24 protein-coding genes and 1 riboswitch are annotated in these 25,410 nt (G+C 70.7%); of the genes, 15 read left to right on the top strand and 9 right to left on the bottom strand.

The annotated features are described in order from the left end of the window. Window positions 1-17 precede the first annotated feature (17 nt). Both ACIPPM_RS13550 and ACIPPM_RS13545 read left to right on the top strand, forming a co-directional pair. Window positions 18-1,268, top strand: a complete 1,251-nt coding sequence (locus tag ACIPPM_RS13550) for a sensor histidine kinase (RefSeq protein WP_401446879.1) — start codon at window positions 18-20, stop codon at window positions 1,266-1,268. After that, window positions 1,258-1,917, top strand: coding sequence for a response regulator (locus ACIPPM_RS13545; RefSeq protein WP_401446877.1), 660 nt, complete (start codon window positions 1,258-1,260; stop codon window positions 1,915-1,917). The genes ACIPPM_RS13550 and ACIPPM_RS13545 overlap by 11 nt, the downstream gene beginning before the upstream one ends. Window positions 1,918-1,936: 19 nt before the next feature. On the opposite strand, the gene glgX is transcribed toward ACIPPM_RS13545, so the two are convergent. Beyond that, window positions 1,937-4,183, bottom strand: coding sequence for a glycogen debranching protein GlgX (glgX, locus tag ACIPPM_RS13540; RefSeq protein WP_401446875.1), 2,247 nt, complete (start codon window positions 4,181-4,183; stop codon window positions 1,937-1,939). Window positions 4,184-4,421: 238 nt separating this feature from the next. Here glgX and ACIPPM_RS13535 point away from each other — a divergent pair, with 238 nt between their 5' ends. From ACIPPM_RS13535 to ACIPPM_RS13510, 6 genes are all read left to right on the top strand, one after another. Next, window positions 4,422-5,654: an Ig-like domain-containing protein gene (locus ACIPPM_RS13535; protein WP_401446873.1), complete on the top strand. Its 1,233-nt coding sequence runs from the start codon at window positions 4,422-4,424 to the stop codon at window positions 5,652-5,654. Window positions 5,655-5,819: 165 nt separating this feature from the next. Beyond that, on the top strand, window positions 5,820-7,058 hold the full coding sequence (locus tag ACIPPM_RS13530) for an Ig-like domain-containing protein (RefSeq protein ID WP_401446871.1): 1,239 nt from the start codon (window positions 5,820-5,822) through the stop codon (window positions 7,056-7,058). Window positions 7,059-7,135: 77 nt separating this feature from the next. Continuing rightward, window positions 7,136-7,903 carry an enoyl-CoA hydratase/isomerase family protein gene (locus ACIPPM_RS13525; RefSeq protein WP_401446869.1) on the top strand — a complete coding sequence of 256 codons (768 nt, stop codon included), beginning with the start codon at window positions 7,136-7,138 and terminating at the stop codon, window positions 7,901-7,903. Window positions 7,904-8,188: 285 nt separating this feature from the next. Beyond that, window positions 8,189-8,692: an ATP-binding protein gene (locus ACIPPM_RS13520; RefSeq protein WP_393912746.1), complete on the top strand. Its 504-nt coding sequence runs from the start codon at window positions 8,189-8,191 to the stop codon at window positions 8,690-8,692. A 79-nt stretch (window positions 8,693-8,771) separates the two neighbouring features. After that, window positions 8,772-9,380: an ADP-ribosyltransferase gene (locus tag ACIPPM_RS13515; RefSeq protein WP_401446865.1), complete on the top strand. Its 609-nt coding sequence runs from the start codon at window positions 8,772-8,774 to the stop codon at window positions 9,378-9,380. A gap of 152 nt (window positions 9,381-9,532) precedes the next feature. Continuing rightward, window positions 9,533-9,745, top strand: coding sequence for an EF-hand domain-containing protein (locus tag ACIPPM_RS13510; protein ID WP_135789875.1), 213 nt, complete (start codon window positions 9,533-9,535; stop codon window positions 9,743-9,745). Window positions 9,746-9,788: 43 nt separating this feature from the next. On the opposite strand, the gene ACIPPM_RS13505 is transcribed toward ACIPPM_RS13510, so the two are convergent. Beyond that, window positions 9,789-10,346: a GH25 family lysozyme gene (locus ACIPPM_RS13505; RefSeq protein WP_401446861.1), complete on the bottom strand. Its 558-nt coding sequence runs from the start codon at window positions 10,344-10,346 to the stop codon at window positions 9,789-9,791. A gap of 111 nt (window positions 10,347-10,457) precedes the next feature. Between ACIPPM_RS13505 and ACIPPM_RS13500 the strand changes: the two genes are divergently transcribed. Together ACIPPM_RS13500 and ACIPPM_RS13495 are read left to right on the top strand one after the other, a co-directional pair. Continuing rightward, complete coding sequence (locus ACIPPM_RS13500; RefSeq protein ID WP_401446859.1) at window positions 10,458-10,919, top strand: redoxin domain-containing protein; 462 nt, start codon at window positions 10,458-10,460, stop codon at window positions 10,917-10,919. Window positions 10,920-10,989: 70 nt separating this feature from the next. Beyond that, entirely contained in the window at window positions 10,990-12,009 is a 1,020-nt protein-coding gene (locus ACIPPM_RS13495; RefSeq protein WP_401446856.1) for an LLM class flavin-dependent oxidoreductase, read from the top strand. Window positions 12,010-12,020: 11 nt separating this feature from the next. Here the strand turns inward: ACIPPM_RS13495 and ACIPPM_RS13490 are convergent, their stop codons facing one another. The 7 genes from ACIPPM_RS13490 to gcvT form a co-directional block, all read right to left on the bottom strand. Continuing rightward, window positions 12,021-13,178, bottom strand: coding sequence for an NAD-dependent formate dehydrogenase (locus ACIPPM_RS13490; RefSeq protein ID WP_401446853.1), 1,158 nt, complete (start codon window positions 13,176-13,178; stop codon window positions 12,021-12,023). A 61-nt stretch (window positions 13,179-13,239) separates the two neighbouring features. After that, window positions 13,240-14,220 carry an NAD(P)H-quinone oxidoreductase gene (locus ACIPPM_RS13485; protein ID WP_401446851.1) on the bottom strand — a complete coding sequence of 327 codons (981 nt, stop codon included), beginning with the start codon at window positions 14,218-14,220 and terminating at the stop codon, window positions 13,240-13,242. A gap of 60 nt (window positions 14,221-14,280) precedes the next feature. Beyond that, a complete protein-coding gene (locus ACIPPM_RS13480; protein WP_401446849.1) occupies window positions 14,281-14,904 on the bottom strand; it encodes a flavin reductase family protein in 624 nt (207 codons plus the stop codon). Between the two features lie 29 nt (window positions 14,905-14,933). Then, window positions 14,934-16,301: an L-serine ammonia-lyase gene (locus ACIPPM_RS13475; RefSeq protein ID WP_401446846.1), complete on the bottom strand. Its 1,368-nt coding sequence runs from the start codon at window positions 16,299-16,301 to the stop codon at window positions 14,934-14,936. Window positions 16,302-16,398: 97 nt separating this feature from the next. Then, window positions 16,399-17,664, bottom strand: a complete 1,266-nt coding sequence (glyA, locus tag ACIPPM_RS13470; RefSeq protein ID WP_401446843.1) for a serine hydroxymethyltransferase — start codon at window positions 17,662-17,664, stop codon at window positions 16,399-16,401. Window positions 17,665-17,679: 15 nt separating this feature from the next. Next, entirely contained in the window at window positions 17,680-18,057 is a 378-nt protein-coding gene (gene gcvH / locus ACIPPM_RS13465) for a glycine cleavage system protein GcvH (RefSeq protein ID WP_388995143.1), read from the bottom strand. A gap of 119 nt (window positions 18,058-18,176) precedes the next feature. After that, the gene (gcvT, locus tag ACIPPM_RS13460; protein WP_401446841.1) at window positions 18,177-19,295 is read right to left on the bottom strand and encodes a glycine cleavage system aminomethyltransferase GcvT; all 1,119 of its coding nucleotides are present in this window, start codon (window positions 19,293-19,295) and stop codon (window positions 18,177-18,179) included. Between the two features lie 157 nt (window positions 19,296-19,452). Beyond that, a riboswitch (glycine riboswitch) is annotated at window positions 19,453-19,541 on the bottom strand. 179 nt (window positions 19,542-19,720) lie between these two features. On the opposite strand from gcvT, the gene ACIPPM_RS13455 reads away from it, so the two are divergent. The 5 genes from ACIPPM_RS13455 (at window position 19,721) to ACIPPM_RS13435 (ending at window position 25,349) form a co-directional block, all read left to right on the top strand. Next, window positions 19,721-20,389: an AAA family ATPase gene (locus ACIPPM_RS13455; RefSeq protein ID WP_401446838.1), complete on the top strand. Its 669-nt coding sequence runs from the start codon at window positions 19,721-19,723 to the stop codon at window positions 20,387-20,389. Window positions 20,390-20,453: 64 nt separating this feature from the next. Next, a complete protein-coding gene (locus ACIPPM_RS13450) occupies window positions 20,454-21,245 on the top strand; it encodes an enhanced serine sensitivity protein SseB (protein ID WP_401446835.1) in 792 nt (263 codons plus the stop codon). 183 nt (window positions 21,246-21,428) lie between these two features. After that, window positions 21,429-22,154, top strand: coding sequence for an enhanced serine sensitivity protein SseB C-terminal domain-containing protein (locus tag ACIPPM_RS13445; protein WP_401448453.1), 726 nt, complete (start codon window positions 21,429-21,431; stop codon window positions 22,152-22,154). A gap of 394 nt (window positions 22,155-22,548) precedes the next feature. Beyond that, entirely contained in the window at window positions 22,549-23,547 is a 999-nt protein-coding gene (locus ACIPPM_RS13440; protein WP_401446832.1) for an ABC transporter permease, read from the top strand. A gap of 56 nt (window positions 23,548-23,603) precedes the next feature. After that, window positions 23,604-25,349, top strand: coding sequence for an ABC transporter substrate-binding protein (locus ACIPPM_RS13435; RefSeq protein WP_401446830.1), 1,746 nt, complete (start codon window positions 23,604-23,606; stop codon window positions 25,347-25,349). The last annotated feature ends 61 nt before the right edge of the window (window positions 25,350-25,410 follow it).

Genomic DNA, 25,410 nt, shown 5'->3' with positions numbered 1-25,410 from the left:
TGCCGGACACTGGGGGAATGCCGAGACCGCCGGAGAGCTCGCGCCGGGCCTCCTTCGACGACTGGGGGCCCTACGGGCTGCTCGCCGTCGGCACCGTGACGGCGGCCGTGGCCGCCCGGGCCGTGGGCATGAGCCGCGACGAGCTGTACGCCGCGCTCGCCCTGCTGGCCGCCGCCCTGCTGCTCCAGCTGGTGTGGGGCCCGGTGACCGGCCACCGGAGGGTGCCGAGCCGCACGAGCGCGGGCCTGTACTTCCTGCGCTGGGCCCTCGCCTTCGCCCTGACCTGGCTCAACCCGTTCTTCGCCTTCTACGCCGTGGCCGGTTACTACTCCGCCGGACACCAACTGCCCCGTCGGCTGGTGCTGCCCGGCCTCTGCCTCACCGCCGTCACCATGGCGGGCAGCGAGATCGGCGGGATGCCCCCGCACGGTGTGGTCCTCTGGATCGGCTTCGTCGTCGTGCTCGGCGCCAACATCGGGCTGGTCGCCGTCTTCACCCGGTTCGCGCTCCAGGAACAGGAGCGCCTGAGCGCCCAGGCCGGGACCATCGCGGAGCTGGAACGCACCAACACCGCCCTGCAGCAGGCCCTCGACGAGAACGCCGCACTCCACGCCCAGCTCCTCCTCCAGGCGCGCGAGGCGGGCGTGGCCGACGAGCGGCGCAGGCTGGCCGCCGAGATCCACGACACCATCGCCCAAGGGCTGACCGGCATCATCGCCCAGCTCCAGGTCGTCGCCAACGCCACCGACCTGACCACGGCCCGCACCCATCTGGACCGCGCCTCCTCGCTCGCCCGGCACAGCCTGGGCGAGGCCCGCCGCTCCGTGCACAACCTCGCCCCGGTCGCCCTCACCGTCGACGGACTGCCCGAGGCGCTGCGGAAGACGGTCGCCGAATGGGGCGAACGCACCGGTGTGCGAGCCGAGTTCACCGTCACCGGCACCACCGAGCAACTCCACGACGAGGTCTCCGCGACGCTGCTGCGCATCGCCCAGGAGGCCCTCTCCAACGCGGCCCGGCACGCCGCCGCGCACCGGCTCGGGGTCACCCTGTCCTACATGGGCGACGAGGTCAGCCTCGACATCCGCGACGACGGCACCGGCTTCGACCCGGCCGCCGTGCCCGCCCGCACCCACGCCGCGGGCTTCGGCCTCGACGGGATGCGGGCCCGCGCCGAACGCATCGCGGGCACCTTCGCCGTCGAGTCGGAACCGGGCGGCGGCACCGCCCTGTCGGCTCGCGTACCGTTGGTCCGCGATGACCGCTGACCCCATGACCCGAGGCTCCGCCATCACCCTGCTGATCGTGGACGACCACCCGGTCGTCCGCGACGGTCTGCGCGGCATGTTCGAGTCGGCGCCCGGCTTCCGCGTCCTCGGTGAGGCGTCCGACGGCGTCGAGGCGGTCCGGCGCGCGGCCGAACTCGACCCCGACGTGGTGCTGATGGACCTCCGGATGCCGGGCGGCTCGGGCGTGGACGCCATCCGCGAGCTGACCCGGCGCACCGCCCGCGCCAGGGTGCTGGTCCTCACCACGTACGACACCGACTCCGACACCCTCCCGGCGATCGAGGCGGGCGCCACCGGCTATCTGCTCAAGGACGCCCCGCGCGAGGAGCTGTTCACCGCGGTCCGGGCCGCCGCCGAGGGCCGTACGGTGCTGTCCCCGGCCGTCGCCTCCCGGCTGGTCAGTGCCGTCCGCACCCCTCGGCGGCCCGGCGGCGAGCCGCTCTCCGCCCGGGAACGCGAGGTGCTGGCCCTCGTCGCCCGTGGCACCTCCAACCGCGAGATCGCCCGCGAACTCTTCATCAGCGAGGCGACCGTGAAGACCCACCTCACCCATCTGTACGCCAAACTCGGCGTGAAGGACCGCGCGGCGGCCGTGGCCGTGGCCTACGAGCGCGGCATCCTCGGCTGACTGCCGCGCCCGGCGGCCCTCACACCACCCGCAGCAGCAGCACGGTCCGCGCGGGCACCGTGATCTCCGTGCCCGCTTCGAGGACCGTGTCCGGCGCCCGGTGCTGCTCCTCGCCCGAGGTGTCGACCACCACCTCGTAGCCGGTCGCCCAGGGTGCTCCTGGCAGGGTGAAGCCGGTCGGTTCGTGACCGGCGTGCAGCACCGCGAGGAAGCTGTCGTCCACCACCGGCGCGCCCCGCTCGTCCCGCCCCGGAATGTCCCGACCGGACAGATACATGCCAAGCGTGGCGGCGGGCGCGTACCAGTCGCGCTCGGTCATCTCCGCGCCCCGCGCGGTGAACCAGGCCAGGTCCCTGAGGCCGTCCGCCGAGTGCGCACGGCCGGAGAAGAAGGCGCGGCGGCGCAGCACCGGGTGCTCGTGGCGCAGCGCGATCAGCCGACAGGTCAGGTCGAACAGGGGCCGCCAGTCCGGGTCGTCCAGCAGCGACCAGTCCAGCCAGCTCAGCTCGCCGTCCTGGCAGTAGGCGTTGTTGTTGCCGCCCTGGGTACGGCCCAGCTCGTCACCCGCGACCAGCATCGGTACGCCGGTGGAGAGCAGCAGCGTGGTCAGCAGGTTGCGCAACTGCCGTCTGCGCAGGGCCCGTACGCCCGCGTCGTCCGTCTCGCCCTCGGCGCCGCAGTTCCAGGAGCGGTTGTCGTCGGTGCCGTCCCGGTTGTCCTCGCCGTTCGCCTCGTTGTGCTTGCCGTGGTAGGAGACCAGGTCGCGCAGGGTGAACCCGTCGTGCGCGGTGACGAAGTTGACCGAGGCGTACGGGCGGCGGCCGCCCCAGGCGTACAGGTCGCTGGAGCCGGACAGCCGGTAGCCCATCTCGCGGACGTCGGGGAGCGCGTGCCGCCAGAAGTCGCGCACCGTGTCACGGTAGCGGTCGTTCCACTCCGTCCACAGCGGCGGGAACGCGCCCACCTGGTAGCCGCCCGAGCCGATGTCCCACGGCTCGGCGATCAGCTTCACCCGGCGCAGCACCGGGTCCTGGGCGATGACCGCCAGGAACGGCGACAGCATGTCGACGTCGTGCATCGAGCGGGCCAGCGCCGCCGCCAGGTCGAAGCGGAAGCCGTCCACGCCCATCTCGGTCACCCAGTACCGCAGCGAGTCCGTGATCAGCCGCAGCACCTGGGGCTGCACCACGTGCAGGGTGTTGCCGCAGCCGGTGTAGTCGGCGTACCGGCGGGCGTCGGGCTGGAGGCGGTAGTAGCCCCGGTTGTCGATGCCCTTCAGGGAGAGCGTGGGGCCGAGTTCGCCCGCTTCGGCGGTGTGGTTGTAGACCACGTCGAGGATCACCTCGATGCCCGCCGCGTGCAGCGCGCGCACCATCCGCTTGAACTCGCCGACCTGCTGACCGGTGGTGCCGGAGGCCGCGTAGGCCGCGTGCGGGGCGAAGTAGCCGACGGAGTTGTAGCCCCAGTAGTTCTTCAGGCCCCGGCGCAGCAGATGGTCCTCGTGCGCGAACTGGTGGACGGGCAGCAGCTCCACCGCCGTCACGCCCAGCTTCACCAGGTGCTCGATCGCCGCCGGGTGCGCGAGCCCGGCGTAGGTGCCGCGCAGCTCCTCCGGGATGCCGGGGTGCAGCTTGGTGAAGCCCTTGACGTGCAGCTCGTAGATGACCGAGTCCGCCCACGGCGTCTTGGGGCGGCGGTCGTCGGACCAGTCGTCGTCATCGCTGACCACCACGCCCTTGGGCACGAAGGGCGCCGAGTCCCGCTCGTCCCGCACGGTGTCCGCGTACCCCTGCTCCGGCCAGTCCCGCACATGCCCGTACACCTCCGGCGGCAGCGTGAACTCGCCGTCCACCGCGCGGGCGTACGGGTCCAGCAGCAGCTTCGCCGGGTTCCAGCGGGCGCCGGTCCACGGGTCCCAGCGGCCCTCCACCCGGTAGCCGTAGCGCCGGCCGGGCAGCACACCGGGCACGAAGCCGTGCCAGATCTCGTGCGTCAGCTCGGTCAGCCGGACCTGGGTCTCCCGGCCCCGCTCGTCGAACAGGCACAGCCGCACCGCCTCCGCGCCACCCGCCCACAGCGCGAAGTTGGTGCCCGCCACCCCGTCCGGGCCGGTACGGAACCGGGCCCCCAGCGGCGTCGGCGTCCCCGGCCACACGGGCGGCGCGGCGCGCCGGGCACCGCGCACCGGGGACACCGACCCTGCTGCGGTCCCGCTCTGGGCGGGCGGCTCCCCGGCCCGTGCCCGCTGCTCGGCTGCGCTCGTCACCAGTCGGCCCCTCTTTCAGTGGCTCGGCCTTCCGGGGCACGGCCGCCCGTGCCGAAGGGCCGACCGCACCCCGGGGTTTCGCAGACCCCGGGGCACGCTCGGCCGACCGGTACGGCTGCGCCCCGACGGCTCCGGCGCGGGCGCGGCGGCTCCCCTTCGCGTCGTCCTTCCCTCTGTTCTGCCCATCCGCGCGGTCGCACTCACGTTTCCCCGGAGCCGCCCCGTCGTTGTGTCCGGCGTGATGCACGTACAAGGACGCGCGCGGCGCGCGCTGGCCGCACTGGCCACGGCACTTTCATGGGCGGGACTGCTGGCCGGGGCCGCCGGCTGCACCGCGGACGGCTCCGGACCCCTGGGCATCGGCGGCCCGCCGGGCAGATCTCCGGCCGTCGAGGACGTCATCCGCGTCACCCCCGACGACGGCGGCAAGGGGGTGCCCCCCGAACAGCGGCTGCGGGTGCGGGTGCCCGAGGGGCGGCTGGAGAAGGTCACGGTGACCCGCTCCCAGGACGCGCAGGACACCAAGGTCACCGGAGCGATCGCCCCGGACGGCCGCACCTGGAAACCGGACGACGACAAGCTGGCGCTCGCCGCCCGGTACACCGTGGACGCGGTCGCCGTGGACGGCGACGGCCGCCGCTCGGCCCGGCACACCACGTTCACCACCTACGTCCCCGACCAGCGGTTCATCGGCTACGTCACCCCGGAGAACCGCTCCACGGTCGGCACCGGGATGATCGTCTCCCTCGCCTTCAACCGGGACATCACCGACCGGGCCGCCGTGGAGAAGGCCGTACGCGTCACCGCGAAACCGGCCGTCGACATCCGCGCCCACTGGTTCGGCAAGAACCGGCTGGACCTCCGCCCCGAGCGGTACTGGAAGCCCGGCACCGAGGTCACCGTCGACCTCGCCCTGCGCGACGTGGAGGGGGCGCCCGGCGTCTACGGGCTCCAGCGCAAGACCATCACCTTCACCGTCGGCCGCAGCCAGGTCTCCCTGGTCGACGCGGCCGCGCACACCATGGAGGTGCGCCGGGACGGCGAACTCCTGGCCACCGTGCCGATCACCGCGGGCGCCCCCAAGACGCCCACGTACAACGGCAAGATGGTGGTGATGGACATGCTGGAGGTGACCCGCATGAACAGCCAGACGGTCGGCTTCGGCGGGGAGTACGACATCCCGGACGTGCCGCACGCCATGAAGCTCACCGACTCCGGCACCTTCCTGCACGGCAACTACTGGTCGCCCGAGTCGCCGGGCGAGGTCAACGTCAGTCACGGCTGCGTGGGCCTCAGGGACGTGAAGGGCGGCGGCGCGGACACCCCGGCGGGCTGGTTCTTCGACCGCAGCCTCGTCGGAGACGTGATCGAGGTCGTCCACAGCAAGGACAAGACGGTCTCCCCGGACAACGGCCTCAGCGGGTGGAACATGGCATGGAAGCAGTGGAAGGCGGGCAGCGTGCTCAAGTGACCCGGTGAGCTGCGAAGTTCCGGGTCTCGGCGACTGGTTGAAGTTGCGACTGAACGGTGACATTCGACGGACACCGAGCCCGGAACCCGGCGGCTAGCATTCCCGGATGAGCGCGGGACGCGCCGGGGTGCGGACCTGTGACCAGGTCCGGGAGGGGAGAACGACTTGAACGTGCGGCCGATATCGGGGGCTTCGGCAGGAAGTCGGCACAGGGGTCGTAAGGGACTGGCGCTCATGGCGGGGGCGCTCGTGCTGTCGCTCGCCGCCTGCGGCGGCGGTGAGAGCTCGGGGAGCGGGTCGGACAACGCGAAGACCGCCAACGGCAAGGACGGCCAGGACACGCAGTCCTCGGCCGCCGTCACCATCGCGCCCAAGTCCGGGGCGCAGGCCGTGGACACCAGCGGCGCGCTGAACGTGAAGGTCGCCGGGGGACGGCTGACCAGCGTGGTCGTCAAGGACAGCAAGGGCACCGAGGTCGACGGCAAGCTCGCCGCGGGCGGCGCCGCCTGGACCCCGTCCCGGCACCTGGCCGCCGCCACCAAGTACACGGTGCACGCGGTCGCCGAGGACTCGCGGGGCCGCAAGGCCGCCGAGGACTCCAGCTTCACCACGTTGACGCCCAAGAACACCTTCATGGGCACCTTCACCCCGGAGGACGGGTCCACCGTCGGCGTCGGCATGCCGTTCTCGCTGCGCTTCACCCGCGGGATCACCGACCCGGCCGCCGTGGAGAAGGCCATCCGGATCAAGACCGAGCCCGCCGTGGACGTCGCGGGCCACTGGTTCGGCAACGACCGCCTGGACTTCCGCCCGGAGAGCTACTGGAAGGCCGGCACCAAGGTCACCGTCGACCTCGACCTGAACGGCGTCGAGGGCCGCGATGGGGTCTACGGCAAGCAGCGCAAGACGGTGAAGTTCACCATCGGCCGCAGCCAGATCTCCTACGTCGACGCCAAGAAGCACACCATGAAGGTCGTGCGGGACGGCAAGACCCTCAAGACCCTCCCGGTCACCACCGGCAAGCCCGGTTACGAGACCTGGAACGGCAAGATGGTCATGACCGAGAAGCTCGCCGTGACCCGGATGAACGGCGAGACGGTCGGCTACGGCGGCGAGTACGACATCAAGGACGTGCCGCACGCCATCCGCCTCACCGACTCCGGCACCTTCATCCACGGCAACTACTGGGGCGGCGGCGCCTTCGGCAACTACAACGCCAGCCACGGCTGCGTCGGCCTGCGCGATGTGCGGGGCGGGTACGACGGCGGGGTCCCGGCGGCCTGGTTCTTCAACAAGTCCATGGTCGGCGACGTGGTCGTCGTGACGAACTCGCACGACCGCACGGTCTCCCCGGACAACGGCCTCAACGGCTGGAACATGAGCTGGGCCGACTGGAAGAAGTAGCCCTCGGTACGACGGGCCCGGCGCTGTGAGCAACGGCACCGGGCCCGTCGGCGTTAGGCGCCGTTAACCTGGCGCGCATGACCGTGAATCTCGAAGTCGCCGAAGGCGTCGGCACCCTGCGCCTGGACCGGCCGCCGATGAACGCGCTGGACGTCGCCACGCAGGACCGGCTGAAGGAACTCGCCGAGGAGGCCACGCGCCGCGAGGACGTGCGCGCCGTGGTGATCTACGGCGGGGAGAAGGTGTTCGCGGCGGGCGCGGACATCAAGGAGATGCAGGCGATGGACCACACCGCCATGGTGCTGCGCGCCCGCGCCCTCCAGGACGCCTTCACCGCCGTCGCCCGCATCCCCAAGCCCGTCGTCGCCGCCGTCACCGGGTACGCGCTCGGCGGGGGCTGCGAGCTGGCGCTGTGCGCGGACTACCGGATCGCCGGGGACAACGCCAAGCTGGGCCAGCCCGAGATCCTGCTCGGCCTGATCCCCGGGGCGGGCGGCACCCAGCGGCTCGCCCGGCTGATCGGCCCGTCCAGGGCGAAGGACCTCATCTTCACCGGCCGCATGGTGAAGGCCGACGAGGCCCTCACCCTCGGCCTGGTGGACCGGGTCGTCCCGGCCGCCGAGGTGTACGAGCAGGCGCACGCCTGGGCCGCCCGGCTCGCCCAGGGCCCGGCGCTCGCGCTGCGCGCCGCCAAGGAGTCCGTCGACGCCGGACTGGAGACCGACCTCGACACCGGGCTGACGATCGAACGGAACTGGTTCGCAGGCCTGTTCGCCACCGAGGACCGCGAGCGGGGCATGCGCAGCTTCGTGGAAGAGGGGCCGGGCAAGGCCAAGTTCCTCTGAGCGACGCCGAGAAGGGTCCTTCGGACCCTTGCAATTGACGCGTCGTCTGATTCGGGTCTCCCGGCGGGCCGGTTTATGGCAGCCTTAACCGCACCTTAAGCCTGCCTCGCCGAGGGAGCCGCACGATTGCCCGGAACCGAGCCGTCGCCGCAGGTCGACCGGGCCACCACCGGACTCGACCTGCCATTGGCATATGCCGAGAGACTGGAGCAGACCGGGGGCGCACGGGGGGCGTATTCCTCCGGATCGGCCCCGGAGGCCCTCGTTGACGGCCATCATGGGTCCATGGCGGGGCTGGATGGCATCGATCAGCCACGGGGACACAGCCGTGCTGCCGCGGCGCGTTGGTCGCCCGCGGTCGAGGACGAACAAGGGCTCAGAGCGCTCGAACTGTTCGGCAATCCCACGGAGGCGGAGGTTCCGCTCCCGTCGCGCCCCGAGTCCGCCGCCACCGCGCGCAGGCTCGCCCAGATCGTCATCCTGCGGCACTGGGGGCTGAGCCCCAAGCTGACCGAGGACGCGGTCTTACTCGTCTCCGAACTCGTGGGCAACGCCGTACGCCACACCGGCGCCCGCGTGTTCGGACTGCGGATGCGCCGCAGACGCGGCTGGGTCCGCGTCGAGGTGCGCGACCCCTCGCGCGGACTGCCCTGCCTGATGCCGGTGCAGGAGACGGACATCAGCGGGCGGGGGCTGTTCCTCGTCGACAAGCTCGCCGACCGCTGGGGCGTGGACCTGCTGCCACGGGGCAAGACCACCTGGTTCGAGATGCGGGTCTCGGACCGCTGACGGCAGCCGACTTGGCGGACACGCCCCCGATGGGGTGATGATCCCCCGCCCCTCCCCGCTGGACCGCCATGGTGCGGGCATGATCGCAACTCGTCTGCTGCGGAACCTCACCGCCGCCGCCCTCTCCCTCGGTGCCGTCCTCGCCACCTCGGCCGCCGCCCCCGCCGCCGCTCCGACGGGCCTCAAGACCCGTGCCGCCGCGCCCTCCTGCCCCCAGTTCCAGGACAAGGTCCACGCCGCCGCCGACCACCGGGTCGACGTCACCCGGATCACCCCGGACCCGGTGTGGCGCACCGGCTGCGGCACCCTCTACCGCAGCGACAGCCGGGGCCCGGCCGTCGTCTTCGAGGAGGGCTTCCTGCCCAAGGACGTGGTGAACGGCCAGTACGACGTGGAGAGTTACGTCCTCGTCAACCAGCCCTCGCCGTACGTCTCCACCACCTACGACCACGACCTGTACAAGACCTGGTACAAGTCGGGCTACAACTACTACATCGACGCCCCCGGCGGTGTGGACGTCAACAAGACCATCGGCGACACCCACAAATGGGCCGACCAGGTCGAGGTGGCCTTCCCCGGTGGCATCCAGCGCCAGTACGTCATCGGCGTCTGCCCGGTCGACAAGGCCACCAAGACCGAGATCATGAGCAACTGCCAGAGCAACCCGTACTACCGCCCCTGGCACTGAGCAACAGCTCCGCCCCGACGGGCCGCTCCGGCAACGTCCCTGTCGTGCCTGCCTCCCGGTCCGGGGCGACCGCTGCTCGGGCGGAGCGTTAATCTGACCAGCGGCAGTTTGCCGACACGGTATGAGAAGTACGAGCACAGAGGGGCGGATCGGTGGCGGACATCGAGGAAGCACGCAAGCAGTTCCAGCGGATCGACGCGGACGGCGACGGGTTCATCACCGCGGCCGAGTTCAAGTCCGCGCTCGCCCAGCAGGGCGACTTCAACGTCACCGAGACGGTCGCCGAGGCCGTCATCAAGACCCGTGACATCGACGGCGACAAGGTGCTGACGTTCGACGAGTTCTGGGCCTACCTGAACAAGTGACGTGCCCGGACGGGGTGTCCGCCTCGCGCGGACACCCCGTCCGTCACCGCCCGGTCGCCCAGGCCTTGAGCGTGGCCTTGCTGGCGAAGTCCGCCACGTTCTTGTCGTGCGGCTCCGAGGTGTACTGGTGGAACGCCCAGTCCGCCTTGATCCGGGGCTTGCCCGCCGTCACGTAGTCGGCGATCCACAGGCCGTCGCCCGCGTACGACGTGGTGTCGATGTTCAGCCAGTAATCACGGTTGGTGTACAGCACCACCCGGTTGTCCGGCCGCAGCGAGCGCAGCTTGCGGATGAAGCTGTCCTTCTCCGCGTTGCTGGCGTGCGTGCCGTCACCGGTCACCTCCCAGTCGACGGCCAGGATGTCGCCCGGCCGGTCGGGAGCGTGGCTGAGGAAGTACTCGGCCTGGTCGGTGAGGTTGCCCGGCCACAGGAAGTGGTAGAAGCCCGTGACCAGACCCGCGTCGCGCGCCGTCTTCGTCTGGGCCGCGAGTCTGGAGTTGACGTACGAACGGCCCTCCGTCGCCTTGATGAAGGCGAACGAGAGTCCGTCGGTGTCGTACGACGAGGACTGATACGCGCTGACGTCGATGCCATGAAGCATGAAGGTCTTGTGCCCCTCGCACCCCCGCTCGGAACATTTCCCTCCGGCACGGCAGCGGGGCCGTGCGAGCATCCCTGCCGTATCCGCACCCCACACGACGGAGGAACGTTCATGCAGCGCACTGTCACCACCTCCGAGGGGCCGGTCACCGTGCCGTCCCCCGACCACGAGTGGACCGTCCTGTTCTTCATCACCGAGCCCGGCATCGGCGAGCGCGTGCCCGAACTCGGCGGCTGCACCACGGGGTTGTGCTCGGCGCGGGACGCGGCGGCGGGATTCGCCCGCGCGCGGGCCCGGGTGCTCGGCGTCAGCGCGCACGCCCCCGGCCACCTGGCGGAGTTCGCCGCCGGACGCGCCCTCGGCTACCCCCTGATCGGCGACGAGGACCTCTCCCTCGGCCGCGAGCTGGGCGTGCCCGAGGTCCGCGCCGAGGGCCGCGCCCTGTTCGACCGGGCCGGGGTCGTCCTGGACCGCACCGGCACCGTACGCGCCCTGATCCACCCCGTACCCGAGCCCGCTCAGCACGCGGAACTGGTCCTGGCGGAGCTGGGCCGGCTGGCCGACGGGCTCTGATTGCGGGCCCGTCCTGCCTGTGACACCTTCGCTGTGGAGGCACTCCGCTCCCGATGATTGTGGCGCCGACATGACTACTCCACGCGTTCCGCTGTCGATCCTCGACCTCGTACCCGTGGCCTCGGGCACCGATACGTCCACCGCGCTCGACCAGTCCGTGGAACTGGTGCGCCTCGCGGACGCGCTCGGCTACCACCGGTACTGGTACGCCGAGCACCACAACGTCGTCACCTTCGCGTCCTCGGCGACCGCTCTCCTCATCGGCCGCGCCGCCGAGCACAGCAAGCGCATCCGGCTGGGCTCGGGCGGCGTGATGCTGCCCAACCACAGCCCGCTGATGGTCGCGGAGTACTACGGCACGCTCGCCGAGATGTACGGCGACCGCATCGACCTCGGCCTCGGCCGCGCCCCGGGCACCGACCCGACGACGGCCGCCGCGCTGCGCCGGGGCGGCGCGGCCACCGACACCTTCGTCCAGGACGTCGTCGACCTGCACCGCTACCTCAGCCCGCGTGACGGCGAGGGACCGGAGGTGACGGCGCTGCCGGGCCGGGGCACCGAGGTCCCGCTGTGGATGCTGGGATCGAGCCTCGACGGCGCCGCGATCGCCGCCTACCTGGGACTGCCGTACGCCTTCGCCTCGCACTTCGCCCCGCAGCTGCGCCACGAGGCGCTCGGGCTGTACCGCTCACGCTTCTCCACGGAGTTCGGCACCGCCGAGATCAGGCAGCCGTACGCCATGGTCGGCGTCAACGTCCTCGTCGCGCCCACCGACGACGAGGCCCGCTTCCTGTTCACCACGGCCCAGCAGATGGCCGCGGGCATCTACACCGGCCGCCGCGGCCCGCTGCCGCCGCCGGTCGAGGACCTGGCGGCCGTGCTCAGCCCCGAGGTGGCCCGCTTCGTCGACGACTTCCAGCAGGTGCGCGCGGTGGGCTCCCCGGAGACGGTGGTGGCCGAGCTGGCGGCGATCGTCGCCGACCTGGAGGCCGACGAGCTGATCATCACCACCTACACCCACGACCCCGCACACCGGGCGCGGTCGTTCACGCTGCTCGCCGGAGCCTGGGGGCTCGACGCCGACGACTGAGCGGTCCCTCGTCAGAGCTCGTACGACTGGGCTCCCACCCCGGCGAGATTTCCGCCGTCCACGACGAGGTATTCCTCGCAGATGGGGCGCTGCTCGAAATAGCACTGGAGGATGTCGAGCGTTCCGGCGGCATAGCGGGCCTGCGCGGAGAGCGTCGTCCCGGAGATGTGGGGCGTCATTCCGTTGAACGGCATCGTGCGCCAGGGATGGTCGACCGGCGCGGGCTGCGGATACCAGACGTCTCCCGCATAGCCCGCGATATGGCCGGACCGGACGGCCTCCACGACCGCGTCGCGGTCGACGAGTTTCGCCCGCCCGCAATTGATGACGTACGTCCCGCGCTTCATCATGCGGAACGTCTCCGCGTTCAGCATGTTCTCCGTCGACGGATACAGCGGCAATTGCAGGCTGAGGATGTCGATATCGCTGATCATCGACTCCAGGTCGGGATGGTAGGTGAGGCCCAGTTCCTTCTCGATCTCCGGGGCGAGCGGGTGCCGCTGGTGGTAATGCAGTTCCAGGCCGAAGGGCTTCAGCCGCCGCAGTACGGCCAGACCGATGCGGCCCGCGCCGACCGCCCCGTACTTCATGCCCTGGACGTCGTAGCCGCGCTCCACGCAGTCCGCGATGTTCCAGACCCCGTTGACGGAAATGCCGTGCGCGGGAAGGTAGTTGCGGACCTGGGCCAGGATCATCATGACGGTGTGCTCGGCCACGCTGACACTGTTGGAGCCGGTGACCTCGGCGACGGTGATCCCGGCCCGCGCCGCGGCGTCCAGGTCGACATGGTCGGAGCCGATCCCCGCCGTGAGCGCCAGTTTCAGCTTCGATGCCTTCGCCAGGCGCTCCTTCGTCAGATACGCGGGCCAGAAAGGCTGCGAAATGACGACTTCGGCCTCGGGGAGATACCTCTCGAACTCGCTCTGCTCCCCGTCCTTGTCGGTGGTGACGATCAGCCGGTGCCCGTTCTTCTCCAGATAGCTCCGCAGCCCGAGTTCACCGGAGACGCAGCCGAGGAGTTCACCCGGCTTGAATCCGAGCGGGCCTTCCGGGATGGGGGCGGGTCGGCCGTTGACGTTCCATTCGATTTCCGGGATCTCGTCCCGCGCGTATACCGGCGGATATCCGGCCTGCGGGTCGGGATAGAGCACGCACAGAACGGTCGACATCAGCAACCCCTTCAGGAAAGGTGATCATCCGGATGTTCTTCTCGACCCCCCCCCGCCACCGCTACGGCGCGGTGAGCAGCACCTTGCCGATATGGCTGCTGTCCATCGCGCGGTGCGCCTCGGCCGCGTCCCGCATGGGCAGCTCCTGGTCGATGACGGGCCGGACCTTCCCCGACTCGAGCAGGGGCCAGACGTGCTCGCGTACGCCCGCGACGATGGCGGCCTTCTCCTTCGGCGGCCGGGCCCGCAGCGAGGTCGCCGTGACGGTGCCCTCCTTCATCAGCAGCGCGGCGATGTCCAGCTCGCCCTTGGTGCCGCCCTGGAGGCCGATGATCGCCAGACGGCCGTCGGCGGCGAGGGCCCGTACATTGCGGTCGAGGTACTCGCCGCCGCCCATGTTGTCGAGGATGACGTCGGCGCCCACGCCGTCGGTGGCCCGCTCGATCGCGGTGACGAAGTCCTGCTCGTGGTAGTTGATCAGGATGTCCGCGCCCAGCTCGGCGCAGAAGTCCAGCTTCGCCCGCGAACCGGCGGTCACCGCGACGCGGGCGCCGATGGCCTTGGCCACCTGGATCGCCATGGTGCCGATACCGCCCGCGCCGCCCTGGACGAGGAGCAGCTCGCCGGGGCGCAGGTGCGCGACCATGAAGACGTTGGACCAGACCGTGCAGACCACCTCGGGCAGCGCCGCCGCCTGCACCAGGCCGATGCCCTTGGGCACGGGCAGCAGCTGTCCGGCCGGGACGGCGACCTTCTCGGCGTAGCCGCCGCCGGTGAGCAGCGCGCACACCTCGTCGCCGACCGTCCAGCCGGAGACCTCGGGGCCGAGCGCGGCGATCCGGCCGGAGCACTCCAGCCCGAGGTAGGGGGAGGCGCCGGGCGGGGAGGGGTAGGCGCCCTGGCGCTGCATGATGTCGGCGCGGTTGACGCCGGTGGCCACGACGTCGACCAGCACCTCGCCCGGACCGGGCACCGGGTCGGGGACCTCGGTCCAGTTCAGCTTCTCGGGGCCGCCGGGCTCGGACACAGTGATCGCGTGCATGCGCGCGACGCTACCCCCGCAAAAGCCGCTTATACGGAAGAACCGCCCTGGGGCAGGGACTCAGCTCCGCTCGCCCTGCTGCCAGTCCCGCCAGCGGATGCGGGGCTTCTCCAGCACCTTGCCGAGGGTGCCCCACTCGTCGCGGCCCAGCCGGGACAGCGGGCGCAGCCGCTCGATGTCCGGGAGGCCGTCCTCGGCGAGCGCGTCCTCGCTGACCACGGCGTGGACCACCCGGCCGAACACCACCGTGGAGTCGCCCAGCGTCAGCAGGCTGTGCAGCTCGCACTCCAGCGCCGCCGGGGAGGCCGCGACCCGAGGCGGCCTCACCCGCAGCGAGGGCTCGGGCTCCAGGCCCACCGCCCCGAACTCGCTGACGTCGGACGGGAAGTCCGTCCCCGTGTCGTTGATCTCCTTGAACAGCCCCTCCGGCGCGAGGTTGACCACGAACTCCCCGGTCTCCTCCACGTTCCGCAGCGAGTCCTTGCGGGTCACCGAGGTGAACTGCACGATCGGCGGGTTCACGCAGGAGACCGAGAAGAACGAGTGCGGGGCGAGGTTCGGCCGGTCCGGATGGTCCTTGGGGACCGTCGACACCCACGCGATCGGCCGCGGCACCACCACCGCGGTGAGGAGCCGGTAGAAGGCGTGCGGGGCCATGGCCGAGGGATCGAAGTCGGTACGCATGATCCCCAGTATTCCGGCCGGTCCGGCCGCTAGCACTCGATGATGTTCACCGCGAGCCCGCCCCGCGCCGTCTCCTTGTACTTGACGCTCATGTCCGCGCCCGTCTCCTTCATGGTCTTGATGACCTTGTCGAGGGAGACCTTGTGGGAGCCGTCGCCGCGCATGGCCATCTTGGCGGCGGTGACGGCCTTCACGGAGGCCATGCCGTTGCGCTCGATGCAGGGGATCTGGACCAGGCCGCCGACGGGGTCGCAGGTGAGGCCCAGGTTGTGTTCCATGCCGATCTCGGCCGCGTTCTCCACCTGCTCGGGGGAGCCGCCGAGCACCTCGGCGAGCGCGCCCGCCGCCATGGAGCAGGCGGAGCCCACCTCGCCCTGGCAGCCGACCTCGGCGCCGGAGATGGAGGCGTTCTCCTTGAAGAGCATGCCGATCGCGCCCGCCGCCAGCAGGAAGCGGACCACGCCCTCCTCGTCCGCGCCGGGCACGAACTCCATGTAGTAGTGCAGCACCGCCGGGATGATCCCGGCCGCGCCGTTGGTGGGCGCGGTGACCACGCGGCCGCCCGCCGCGTTCTCCTCGTTCACCGCCATCGCGTACAGGGTGATCCACTCCATGGCGTGCGCGAGCGCGTTGCCCTCGGCACGCAGCTGGCGGGCCGTGACGGCCGCGCGGCGGCGCACCTTCAGGCCGCCCGGCAGGATGCCCTCGCGGGACATGCCCCGGCGCACGCACTCCCGCATCACCTGCCAGATCTCCAGCAGGCCCGTGCGGATCTCGTCCTCGGTGCGCCAGGCCCGCTCGTTCTCCAGCATCAGCGCGGAGATCGACAGCCCGGTCTCCCTGGTGAGCCGCAGCAGCTCGTCACCCGTGCGGAAGGGGTACTTCAGCACCGTGTCGTCCAGCACGATCCGGTCCGCGCCGACCGCCTCCTCGTCCACGACGAAGCCGCCGCCGACCGAGTAGTACGTCTTGGTCAGCAGCTCCGCGCCCGAGGCGTCGTACGCCCACAGGGTCATGCCGTTGGCGTGGTACGGCAGCGTCTCGCGGCGGTGCAGGACGAGATCGTCGTCGTAGGAGAAGGCGATCTCGTGCTCGCCGAGCAGGTCGAGCCGGCCCGACTGCCGGATCGCCTCGACCCGGTCGTCCGCGCCCTCCACGTCCACCGTGCGCGGGGAGGCGCCCTCCAGGCCGAGCAGGACCGCCTTCGGGGTGCCGTGGCCGTGGCCGGTGGCGCCGAGCGAGCCGTACAGCTCGCAGCGGACGGCGGCGACGGCCTCCAGCACGCCTTCGTTGCGCAGACGGTTGGCGAACATGCGCGCCGCCCGCATCGGGCCGACCGTGTGGGAGCTGGACGGGCCGATGCCGATCGAGAACAGGTCGAAGACCGAGACGGCCACGGGTGACTCCTCCATACGAACAGGTACAAAAAGGTGGTGCGGACACAGCACGGGTGCCCCGCCCGAGCCTGGCCGGGCGGGGCACCCGAAAGGGGTACTACTCGCCCAGCGTCGGATACAGCGGGTGCTTGGCCACCAGCGCCCGCACCCGGGCCGCGAGCGCCTCGGCGTCGTAGGACGGCTTCAGCGTCTCGGCGATCACGTCCGCGACCTCGGTGAAGTCCTCGGCGGTGAAGCCGCGGGTGGCGAGGGCGGGCGTGCCGATCCGGAGGCCCGAGGTCACCATCGGCGGCCGCGGGTCGTTCGGGACCGCGTTGCGGTTGACCGTGATGCCGACCTCGTGGAGACGGTCCTCGGCCTGCTGCCCGTCGAGCTCCGACTCACGCAGGTCCACCAGGATCAGGTGGACGTCCGTGCCGCCGGAGAGCACGTTCACCCCGGCCTCGCGGGCGTCCGGCGCGGTCAGCCGCTCGGCGAGGATACGGGCACCCTCCACCGTACGACGCTGCCGCTCCTTGAAGTCCTCCGAGGCCGCGACCTTGAAGGAGACCGCCTTGGCGGCGATCACGTGCTCCAGTGGGCCGCCCTGGAAGCCGGGGAAGACCGAGGAGTTCAGCTTCTTGGCGAAGTCCTTCTTCGCCAGGATGATGCCGCCGCGCGGGCCGCCGAGCGTCTTGTGCGTGGTGGAGGTCACCACGTCCGCGTACTCGACCGGGTTCGGGTGCAGGCCCGCCGCGACCAGACCGGCGAAGTGCGCCATGTCCACCCACAGGTACGCCCCGGCCTCGTCCGCGATCCGCCGGAACTCCGCGAAGTCCAGCTGACGCGGGTACGCCGACCAGCCCGCGATGATCACCTTCGGGCGGTGCTCCTTGGCGAGGCGCTCGACCTCGGCCATGTCGACCAGGCCGGTCTCCGCGTCCACGTGGTACGCGACCACGTCGAACTGCTTGCCGGAGAAGTTCAGCCGCATCCCGTGGGTGAGGTGGCCGCCGTGCGCCAGGTCGAGCCCGAGGATGGTGTCACCGGGCTGGGCCAGCGCGAACAGCGCCGCCTGGTTCGCGGAGGCACCGGAGTGCGGCTGGACGTTGGCGTACTCGGCGCCGAACAGCTCCTTCACCCGGTCGATGGCGATCTGCTCGGCCACGTCGACGTGCTCGCAGCCGCCGTAGTAGCGGCGGCCCGGATAGCCCTCGGCGTACTTGTTGGTCAGGACCGAACCCTGCGCCTCCATCACCGCGAGCGGTGCGAAGTTCTCGGAGGCGATCATCTCCAGGGTCGACTGCTGGCGGCGCAGCTCGGCGTCGACCGCGGCGGCGATCTCCGGGTCCAGCTCGTGCAGGGGCGTGTTCAGGTCAGTCATACGGCTTGTAGCTCCTCAGCCGGCGGTGTAGGCGGTGTACTCGTCGGCGGTCAGCAGGTCGGCGGGCTGGTCGGCGACGCGCACCTTGAACAGCCAGCCGCCCTCGAAGGGCGCGGAGTTCACCAGCGACGGGTCGTCCACGACGTCCTGGTTGACCTCGGTGATCTCACCGGAGACGGGCGAGTACAGCTCGGAGACCGACTTGGTGGACTCCAGCTCGCCGCAGGACTCGCCCGCGGTGACCTCGTCGCCGACCTCGGGAAGCTGCACGAAGACCACATCGCCGAGCGCGTTGGCCGCGTGCTCGGTGATGCCGACCGTCGACGCGCCGCCCTCGGCGGCCGACAGCCACTCGTGCTCCTTGCTGTAGCTCAACTGCTGCGGGTTGCTCATGACCTGAATTCTCCTGTACGCGAGGACGTGCTCGTCGGGGGAAAAGGGCTCGAACCGCTGAAGAGCGGGTGAAATGTGCGCAGGGTCACGCCGGGGACGGCCGGACCCGGGGCCAGTGTCTACTTGGCGCGCTTGTAGAAGGGCAGCGCCACGACCTCGTACGGCTCGTGGCTGCCCCGGATGTCCACGCCCACACCCGTGCTGCCGGGGGCGGCGTGCGCGGCGTCGACGTAGGCGATGGCCAGCGGCTTGCCGAGGGTGGGGGAGGGGGCACCCGAGGTGACCTCGCCGATCACCTCGCCACCGGCGACGACGGCGTACCCGGCGCGCGGCACCCGGCGGCCCTCGGCGATCAGGCCGACCAGGACGCGCGGCGGCTGGGTCTCGGCGCGCCCGGCGGCCTTGGCGAGCGCGTCGCGGCCGACGAAGTCGGCCTCCTTGCCGAACTTCACCACGCGGCCGAAACCGGCGTCGAAGGGGGTCAGCTCCGTGGAGAGCTCGTGCCCGTACAGCGGCATGCCCGCCTCCAGGCGCAGGGTGTCCCGGCAGGACAGCCCGCACGGCACCAGACCGGCGGAGGCCCCGGCCGCCAGCAGGGCCTCCCAGAGCTGGACGGCGTGCTCGGGCTTCACGAACAGCTCGAAGCCGTCCTCGCCGGTGTAGCCGGTACGGGCGATCAGGGCGGGGACGCCCGCGACCGTGCCGGGCAGCCCGGCGTAGTACTTCAGGCCGTCGAGGTCGGCGTCGGTGACGGCCTTGAGGATGCCGGGGGACTCCGGGCCCTGGACGGCGAGCAGCGCGTAGGCGTCGCGGTCGTCGCGGACCTCGGCGTCGAAACCGGCGGCACGCTCGGTCAGCGCGTCCAGCACGACCTGGGCGTTGGAGGCGTTGGCCACCACCATGTACTCGTGCTCGGCGAGCCGGTAGACGATCAGGTCGTCCAGGATGCCGCCGTCGGCCCGGCAGATCATGGTGTAGCGGGCGCGGCCGGTGCCGACCGAGGCGAGGTCGCCGACCAGGGCGAAGTTGAGCAGGGCGGCGGCGTCGGGGCCGGTCACCGTGATCTCGCCCATGTGGGAGAGGTCGAACAGTCCGGCCCGGGTGCGCACCGCCTGGTGCTCGTCCCGCTCGGAGCCGTAGCGCAGGGGCATGTCCCAGCCGGCGAAGTCGGTCATCGTCGCGCCGAGCGAGCGGTGCACGGCGTCGAGCGCGGTATGACGGATCTCGGTGCTACTCATCGGTCGTCTCCCAGGGCAAGGGGGATGGGGCGAGGAACGTTCCTCCCCATCTGTCATCGGAACCTGAGAGGTTCGCCATGACCGGCCCCCAGGGGGGTGTCACTGGCTTGCACCTTGGGTGGAGCCGCTGCGACAGCGGCCCGCTTTTCAGATGTGCCTCGCCCACGCGGTAACGGTGCCTGAGAGATTCAAGGGAGGGACTTGCTCCTTCGGCGCCCCTGATGGGGACTCTCCCGCGCGGATTCAAACGGCCGGTATGCAGTTGGCGGGCACATCATCGCACGGCGGGGCCCGGCCCTGAAGGGGCCATCGACTGTGACATGGCTGTGGCCGTTCGGGGACCCGACCGACGACCCGGCGCATTACCTTCTCTTTACATTTGTTGGGCAGGAGATGACCTGTACCCACAGGGGAGGACGATCACGGTGAACAGGACCACGGTGTGCGCCACCACCACCGGCATCCCGGTGCCGCAGCAGCCCTGCGCACCCGCCCACGAGCACCGGGCCGAGCGTCCCGCGCCGGTCGTCCGCGACCTGCGTGACCGCCCCGGCGGCGGCCCCCGCACCCTGCGCTTCGGCCCCCGTGACCTCGCCGTCGTCACCGGCCTGCCCGGCAGCGGCAAGTCCACCCTGATGCGCCGCGCGGTCCCCGGCCACCGTGTCGACTCCCAGGACGCCCGCGACCGCTGGGCCGCCCGCCTCCCCACCGCCCTGCCCTACGCGCTCTACCGCCCCTTGGTCCGCCTCGCCCACTACACCGGACTGCGCCGCGCGCTGGCCTCCGGCGAGGGCGTCGTCGTGCACGACTGCGGCACCCAGCCCTGGGTGCGCGCCTGGCTCGCCCGCGAGGCCCGCCGCAGAGGCGGCACCCTGCACCTGATCCTGCTCGACGTGCCCGCCGACACCGCCCGGCGCGGCCAGCGCGAACGCGGCCGGGGCGTCTCCCGGTACGCCTTCCGTCGCCACCGGGGCGCCACCGCCCGCCTGCTGGGCGCCGTCGGGCGCGGCGAGAGCCCCGCGGGGTGCGGCTCGGTGATCCTGCTGGACCGCGCCTCGGCGGACGGGCTGAAGCGGATCGAGTTCGCCGAGTGAACGCCCGTACGCGCACCGGATAGCCTTCAGCACCACAGCATGACTCCCAGCAGGCGGTAGGCACATGGACTTCCCGGCGGACCTTCCCGCGGACTTCCCGGCACAGGCACACCCCCACCCGCACGGCGGTTGGCCCGGCAACGAACTGGAGGAGGTTCTCTCGGCCTCCCTCGGCATACCCACGGCCGGGGCCCGGGTCATCGAGGTCCTGGCCCGCAGCTTCGTCTGGATACCGCTGCCCAACGGCGGCGGCCCGCACAGCGGCCCGCTCGACCTGCCCACCGTCGACATCGACGGCCAGGTGTACATCCCGGTGTTCAGCTCCGAGGAGCAGTTCCGGCAGTCGCCCGGCGGGCACCTCCCGCACACCGTCGCGCCCGCCGTGGAGTTCGCGCGCGGTCTGCCGCCGCAGGCGGGCGTCGTGATCAACCCCGGTGGCGTGGTCGGACTGCCGCTGCCGCCCGACGCGGTGGCCGCGCTCTGCCGGGCCGGGGTGAGCCCGCTGGACGGTCCCGCCTCCGGCGGCCGGGTCCGGCTCTTCGAGCCCGACTGGCAGGAGGACCCGGTGGACTTCCTCGCCGCCGCCTCCGCCGAGTTCGCCGCGACCGGAGTCGTGGTCAGCGCCCGCCGCTGCCTCGCCGTCATCGAGACCGCCGACCCGGTCCTCTTCGTCGGCGTCGAACTCGCCCACTGGGAGGGCGACGCGCGGGCCCTCCCGCTGGACGCCCTCGGCAAGGCCCTGGGCCGCGCCCCCGCCCCCTGGCCCGTCAACCTGGTCCTCCTGGACGCCACCCAGGACCCGGTGGCCGACTGGCTCAGGGCCAACGTCCGCCCCTTCTACCAATGGGGCAACTGATCAGCGAGGGCCCACCGCCCAAGGGGCGCGGGGAACTGCGCGACAAGCCACGACGCACCCGCACCCGCGAACCGGCACAACCCCCCACCCCGGTGGGCGCTTAAGCTGTCTCACAACGCGGGGAACTTGAACGAAGGGGCGGTAGGACAGGTGAGCGCGAGCCCAAGCGGCAGCGTCGAGCACATGCTGCGCCAGGTCACTCCCGGACGCTACGACGCCTACGAGGCACTGCTGCGCGCCCTCGCCACCCCCTCGTCCGGCCAGATCTGGATGCTCCTGTGGCACGGCCAGGCCGGCTCCCCGGACGCCCAGTACGGGAACATGGAGGTCGACGGCCTCGGCTACGCCCCCTGTGTGACCTCCGCGCAGGAACTCTCCGCCAGCGGCTGGAGCCGGTCCTACGAGGTGGTCGACGGCCTCGACGTCGCCCGCACCCTCTACCCGGACCACTACGGCCTCTGGCTCAACCCGCACGCCCCCGGCGGCGGCGTCGGCATCCCCTGGCTGGACCTGCGCCGCATCGCCTCCGGCCTGGACCGTCGGCCCGCGGGCCCGCTGCGGCTGTCCGAACCCGCCATCGAGGTACCGCAGTTCTACGCCCTGCTCGCGCAGAACGCCCACCGCACCCCGGCCCTGCGCTCCCTGCGCCGCGTCTGGGTGCAGCCCGCCCTCGGCGCCCCCTACCTCGCCCTCGGCCTGGACGTGTACGACACCACCCCGGCCGCGGTCGACTCGGTCCGCGCGATGATGCAGCAGTCGGTGAGCGCGGTCCCCGAGGGCCTGCCGGTCTCCACGGTCGCCATGACCGACGACCACGACCCCGTCGTCATGTGGATGCGCGCCAACTCCCGCCCGTTCTACGACCGCGAGGCCCACGGCGCCATCGCCCCGGCGACGAGCGGGTACTGACTCCGTTTCTGTGCGCCGCTGTTCGCGACGGCTACGGAGCAACGCAAAACGTAGGCAACACCTTTGACGGGCCCTCGGGTCGGTCCACATCCCCGGAAGCGTCTCTGCGCGCGTAGACGAGCACCGCTACCGACCCATCCACGCCGAATGGCCGGTGTGTCCCAACTGGCCACTATTCGATAATAGTTACCCGCGCATCGGATAACGGAATCCCCTGTAACGCATCACAGTTGCGCATACTTTCCCGGTCAGCTCTGGCGGGTGATCGTAGCCAGGTTGAAGACTCCCGGATCAGAGCACGAAGTGAAGACTTCGTGATCGAGTGCAAGTCGACGAAGCCGCGATCCGCGGCAGCACAGGCCGGCTCATCACCGGCGAGAGGGGTCAGGTCACTGTGACCGCACCGATCGAGACCACCGGAGCCGAAGCCGAGGTACAGCCCGAGGCTGTGCTCGACGGCGCCGGTAAGGGGCAGATCGAGGGTCGTTCTCTCGGGCAGATCGCCTGGTCCCGCTTCAAGAAGGACAAGGCCGCCGTCGCCGGAGGCGTCATCGTCATCCTGCTCGTCCTGCTGGCGGTGCTCGCGCGACCGATTCAGGCTGCCTTCGGCCTCGATCCCAACGCCTTCCACCAGGATCTGATCGATGCCAACACCTCGCTCCCCAAGGGCAGCTGGGGCGGCATGAGTGGGGACCACCCGCTGGGTGTGGACCCCAAGTTCGGCCGGGACATCGCGACCCGCATCCTCGAGGGCTCCTGGGTCTCGCTGGTGGTCGCCTTCGGCGCCACGATCCTCTCCAACGTGATCGGCGCCATCCTCGGTGTCGTCGCCGGGTTCTACGGCGGCCGCGTGGACTCGGTCATCAGCCGCCTGATGGACACCTTCCTCGCCTTCCCGCTGCTGCTCTTCGCCATCGCGATCTCGGCCACCCTCCAGGGCGGCGCCTTCGGCCTCACCGGCCTGCCGCTGCACCTGAGCGTGCTGATCTTCGTCATCGGCTTCTTCAACTGGCCCTACCTGGGCCGGATCGTGCGCGGCCAGACCCTCGCCCTGCGTGAGCGCGAGTTCGTCGACGCCGCGCGCGGCATGGGCGCCAAGGGCCCGTACATCGTCTTCCGCGAGCTGATGCCGAACCTGGTCGGCCCGATCACCGTCTACTCGACGCTGCTGATCCCGACCAACATCCTGTTCGAGGCTTCCCTGAGCTTCCTCGGTGTCGGTATCCAGCCCCCGCAGGCGTCCTGGGGCGGCATGCTCCGCGACGCGGTCAACTTCTACGAGGTCGACCCGCAGTACATGATCGTCCCTGGTCTCGCCATCTTCGTGACTGTCCTGGCGTTCAACCTGCTCGGTGACGGTCTCCGTGACGCTCTCGACCCGCGCAGCCGCTGACGTCTGCCGCGGAGAGCCCAACCAAGTTTCCGACTGTTAAGGGGAATACGCCCATCATGCGAAGGTCAGCGCTGGCCGCTATCGCGGTCCTCGGGTCCGCGAGCCTGCTCGTCACAGGCTGCAGCAAGGCCGATTCCAAGAACGGCGACGCCAAGTCGGCCCCGGCCAACGCCGCGACCACCGGTGTCGTCAACGCCTCGGACAAGAAGGGCGGGACGGTCACCTACGAACTGTCCGACGTCCCGGACTCGTTCGACCCCGGCAACACGTACTACGCGTACATGTACAACCTCAGCCGTCTGTGGGCCCGCCCGCTGATGACCTTCCAGCCCGCCCCGGGCGAGAAGGGCAACACCCTGGTCCCCGACCTCGCGGCCGGCAAGGGCACCCCGAGCGACGGCGGCAAGACCTGGACGTACAAGCTGCGTACGGGCCTGAAGTACCAGGACGGCTCGGCGATCACGTCGAAGGACGTCAAGTACGCCGTCGAGCGCTCCAACTTCGCGCGTGACGTGCTCTCCCTCGGCCCGAACTACTTCCAGCAGCTGCTGGTCGGCGGGGACAAGTACAAGGGCCCCTACAAGGACAAGAGCGACAAGGGCCTGTCGTCCATCGAGACGCCGGACGACACCACGGTCGTCTTCCACCTGAAGCAGGCCTTCCAGGAGTTCGACTACCTGGTCGCCGCGCCGCAGACCGCGCCGGTGCCGAAGGCCAAGGACAACGGCGTCGACTACGTCAAGAACGTCGTCTCCTCCGGCTCCTACCAGTTCAAGAGCTACGAAGAGGGCAAGCAGGCCGTCCTCGTCCGCAACAAGAACTGGGACGCCAAGACCGACCCGCTGCGCAAGCAGCTGCCGGACCAGATCGTCGTCAAGCTGAAGGTCAACCCCGAGACGATCGACAAGGACGTCCAGGCGGGCAAGGCCATCGAGCTCGCCGGCACCGGCGTCCAGGCCGCCACCCAGGCCCAGGTCCTCTCCTCCAAGGACAAGAAGGCCAACACCGACAACACCTACGGTGGCCGTCTCGTCTACATGGCGATCAACACCAAGGTCGCGCCGTTCGACAAGGTCGAGTGCCGCAAGGCCGTTCAGTACGCCGTCGACAAGTTCTCGGTGCAGACCGTCGAGGGCGGCCCGATCCGCGGCGACATCGCCTCCACGGTCCTGCCCCCGGACATCACCGGCTACCAGAAGGCCGACGCCTACGCGACGCCCGGCAACAAGGGTGACGTCGCCAAGGCCAAGGAGCAGCTGAAGGCCTGCGGCAAGACGACGATCAACACGAACATCACCGCGCGCTCCGACCGTCAGCAGGAGGTGGACGCGGCCACCGCGATCATCAACTCGCTGAAGAAGGTCGGCATCAACGCCTCCCTCAAGCAGTACCCGTCGGGCAAGTACTTCACCGACTACGCGGGTGTGCCGAAGTTCACCGAGAAGCAGAACATCGGCCTGATGATGATGCAGTGGGGTGCCGACTGGCCCTCCGGCTACGGCTTCCTGCAGCAGATCCTGAACGGCAAGGCGATCAGCCAGTCGGGTAACACCAACCTGTCGCAGTACGACAACAAGGACGTCAACAAGCTCCTCGGTCAGTCGATCGCGACGCAGGGCGACTCCGAGCGCAACGCCCTCTACGCGCAGATCGACAAGAAGACCATGGACGACGCGGCCCTCGTTCCGCTGACGTACTTCAAGGTCCTGCTGGCCCGCCCGTACAACAACACCAACCTGGTCTCCACGGCGGCCTTCAGCGGTCAGTACGACTACCTCAACATCGGCTCCAACCAGAAGTAGTAGCCCCGGAAGGCAGGTGAAGGCATTGGTGCCCGCGGGTCCACAGCCCGCGGGCACCAGC

The sequence above is a fragment of the Streptomyces sp. NPDC090119 genome (assembly GCF_044747085.1).
GTDB lineage: Bacteria > Actinomycetota > Actinomycetes > Streptomycetales > Streptomycetaceae > Streptomyces.
The sequence above is the reverse complement of the archived record's forward strand: the minus strand, read 5'-3'. Positions and strand labels throughout refer to the sequence as shown.

What these genes read in the sequence shown, in the direction of transcription:
- ACIPPM_RS13550 (WP_401446879.1), top strand. Translation starts at nt 18, where the DNA reads ATGCCGAGACCGCCGGAGAGCTCGCGCCGGGCCTCCTTCGACGACTGG.
- ACIPPM_RS13545 (WP_401446877.1), top strand. Translation starts at nt 1,258, where the DNA reads ATGACCGCTGACCCCATGACCCGAGGCTCCGCCATCACCCTGCTGATC.
- ACIPPM_RS13525 (WP_401446869.1), top strand. Translation starts at nt 7,136, where the DNA reads ATGACCGTGAATCTCGAAGTCGCCGAAGGCGTCGGCACCCTGCGCCTG.
- ACIPPM_RS13520 (WP_393912746.1), top strand. Translation starts at nt 8,189, where the DNA reads ATGGCGGGGCTGGATGGCATCGATCAGCCACGGGGACACAGCCGTGCT.
- ACIPPM_RS13515 (WP_401446865.1), top strand. Translation starts at nt 8,772, where the DNA reads ATGATCGCAACTCGTCTGCTGCGGAACCTCACCGCCGCCGCCCTCTCC.
- ACIPPM_RS13505 (WP_401446861.1), bottom strand. Translation starts at nt 10,346, where the DNA reads ATGCTTCATGGCATCGACGTCAGCGCGTATCAGTCCTCGTCGTACGAC.
- ACIPPM_RS13500 (WP_401446859.1), top strand. Translation starts at nt 10,458, where the DNA reads ATGCAGCGCACTGTCACCACCTCCGAGGGGCCGGTCACCGTGCCGTCC.
- ACIPPM_RS13495 (WP_401446856.1), top strand. Translation starts at nt 10,990, where the DNA reads ATGACTACTCCACGCGTTCCGCTGTCGATCCTCGACCTCGTACCCGTG.
- ACIPPM_RS13490 (WP_401446853.1), bottom strand. Translation starts at nt 13,178, where the DNA reads ATGTCGACCGTTCTGTGCGTGCTCTATCCCGACCCGCAGGCCGGATAT.
- ACIPPM_RS13485 (WP_401446851.1), bottom strand. Translation starts at nt 14,220, where the DNA reads ATGCACGCGATCACTGTGTCCGAGCCCGGCGGCCCCGAGAAGCTGAAC.
- ACIPPM_RS13480 (WP_401446849.1), bottom strand. Translation starts at nt 14,904, where the DNA reads ATGCGTACCGACTTCGATCCCTCGGCCATGGCCCCGCACGCCTTCTAC.
- glyA (WP_401446843.1), bottom strand. Translation starts at nt 17,664, where the DNA reads ATGACTGACCTGAACACGCCCCTGCACGAGCTGGACCCGGAGATCGCC.
- gcvH (WP_388995143.1), bottom strand. Translation starts at nt 18,057, where the DNA reads ATGAGCAACCCGCAGCAGTTGAGCTACAGCAAGGAGCACGAGTGGCTG.
- gcvT (WP_401446841.1), bottom strand. Translation starts at nt 19,295, where the DNA reads ATGAGTAGCACCGAGATCCGTCATACCGCGCTCGACGCCGTGCACCGC.
- ACIPPM_RS13450 (WP_401446835.1), top strand. Translation starts at nt 20,454, where the DNA reads ATGGACTTCCCGGCGGACCTTCCCGCGGACTTCCCGGCACAGGCACAC.
- ACIPPM_RS13445 (WP_401448453.1), top strand. Translation starts at nt 21,429, where the DNA reads ATGCTGCGCCAGGTCACTCCCGGACGCTACGACGCCTACGAGGCACTG.
- ACIPPM_RS13435 (WP_401446830.1), top strand. Translation starts at nt 23,604, where the DNA reads ATGCGAAGGTCAGCGCTGGCCGCTATCGCGGTCCTCGGGTCCGCGAGC.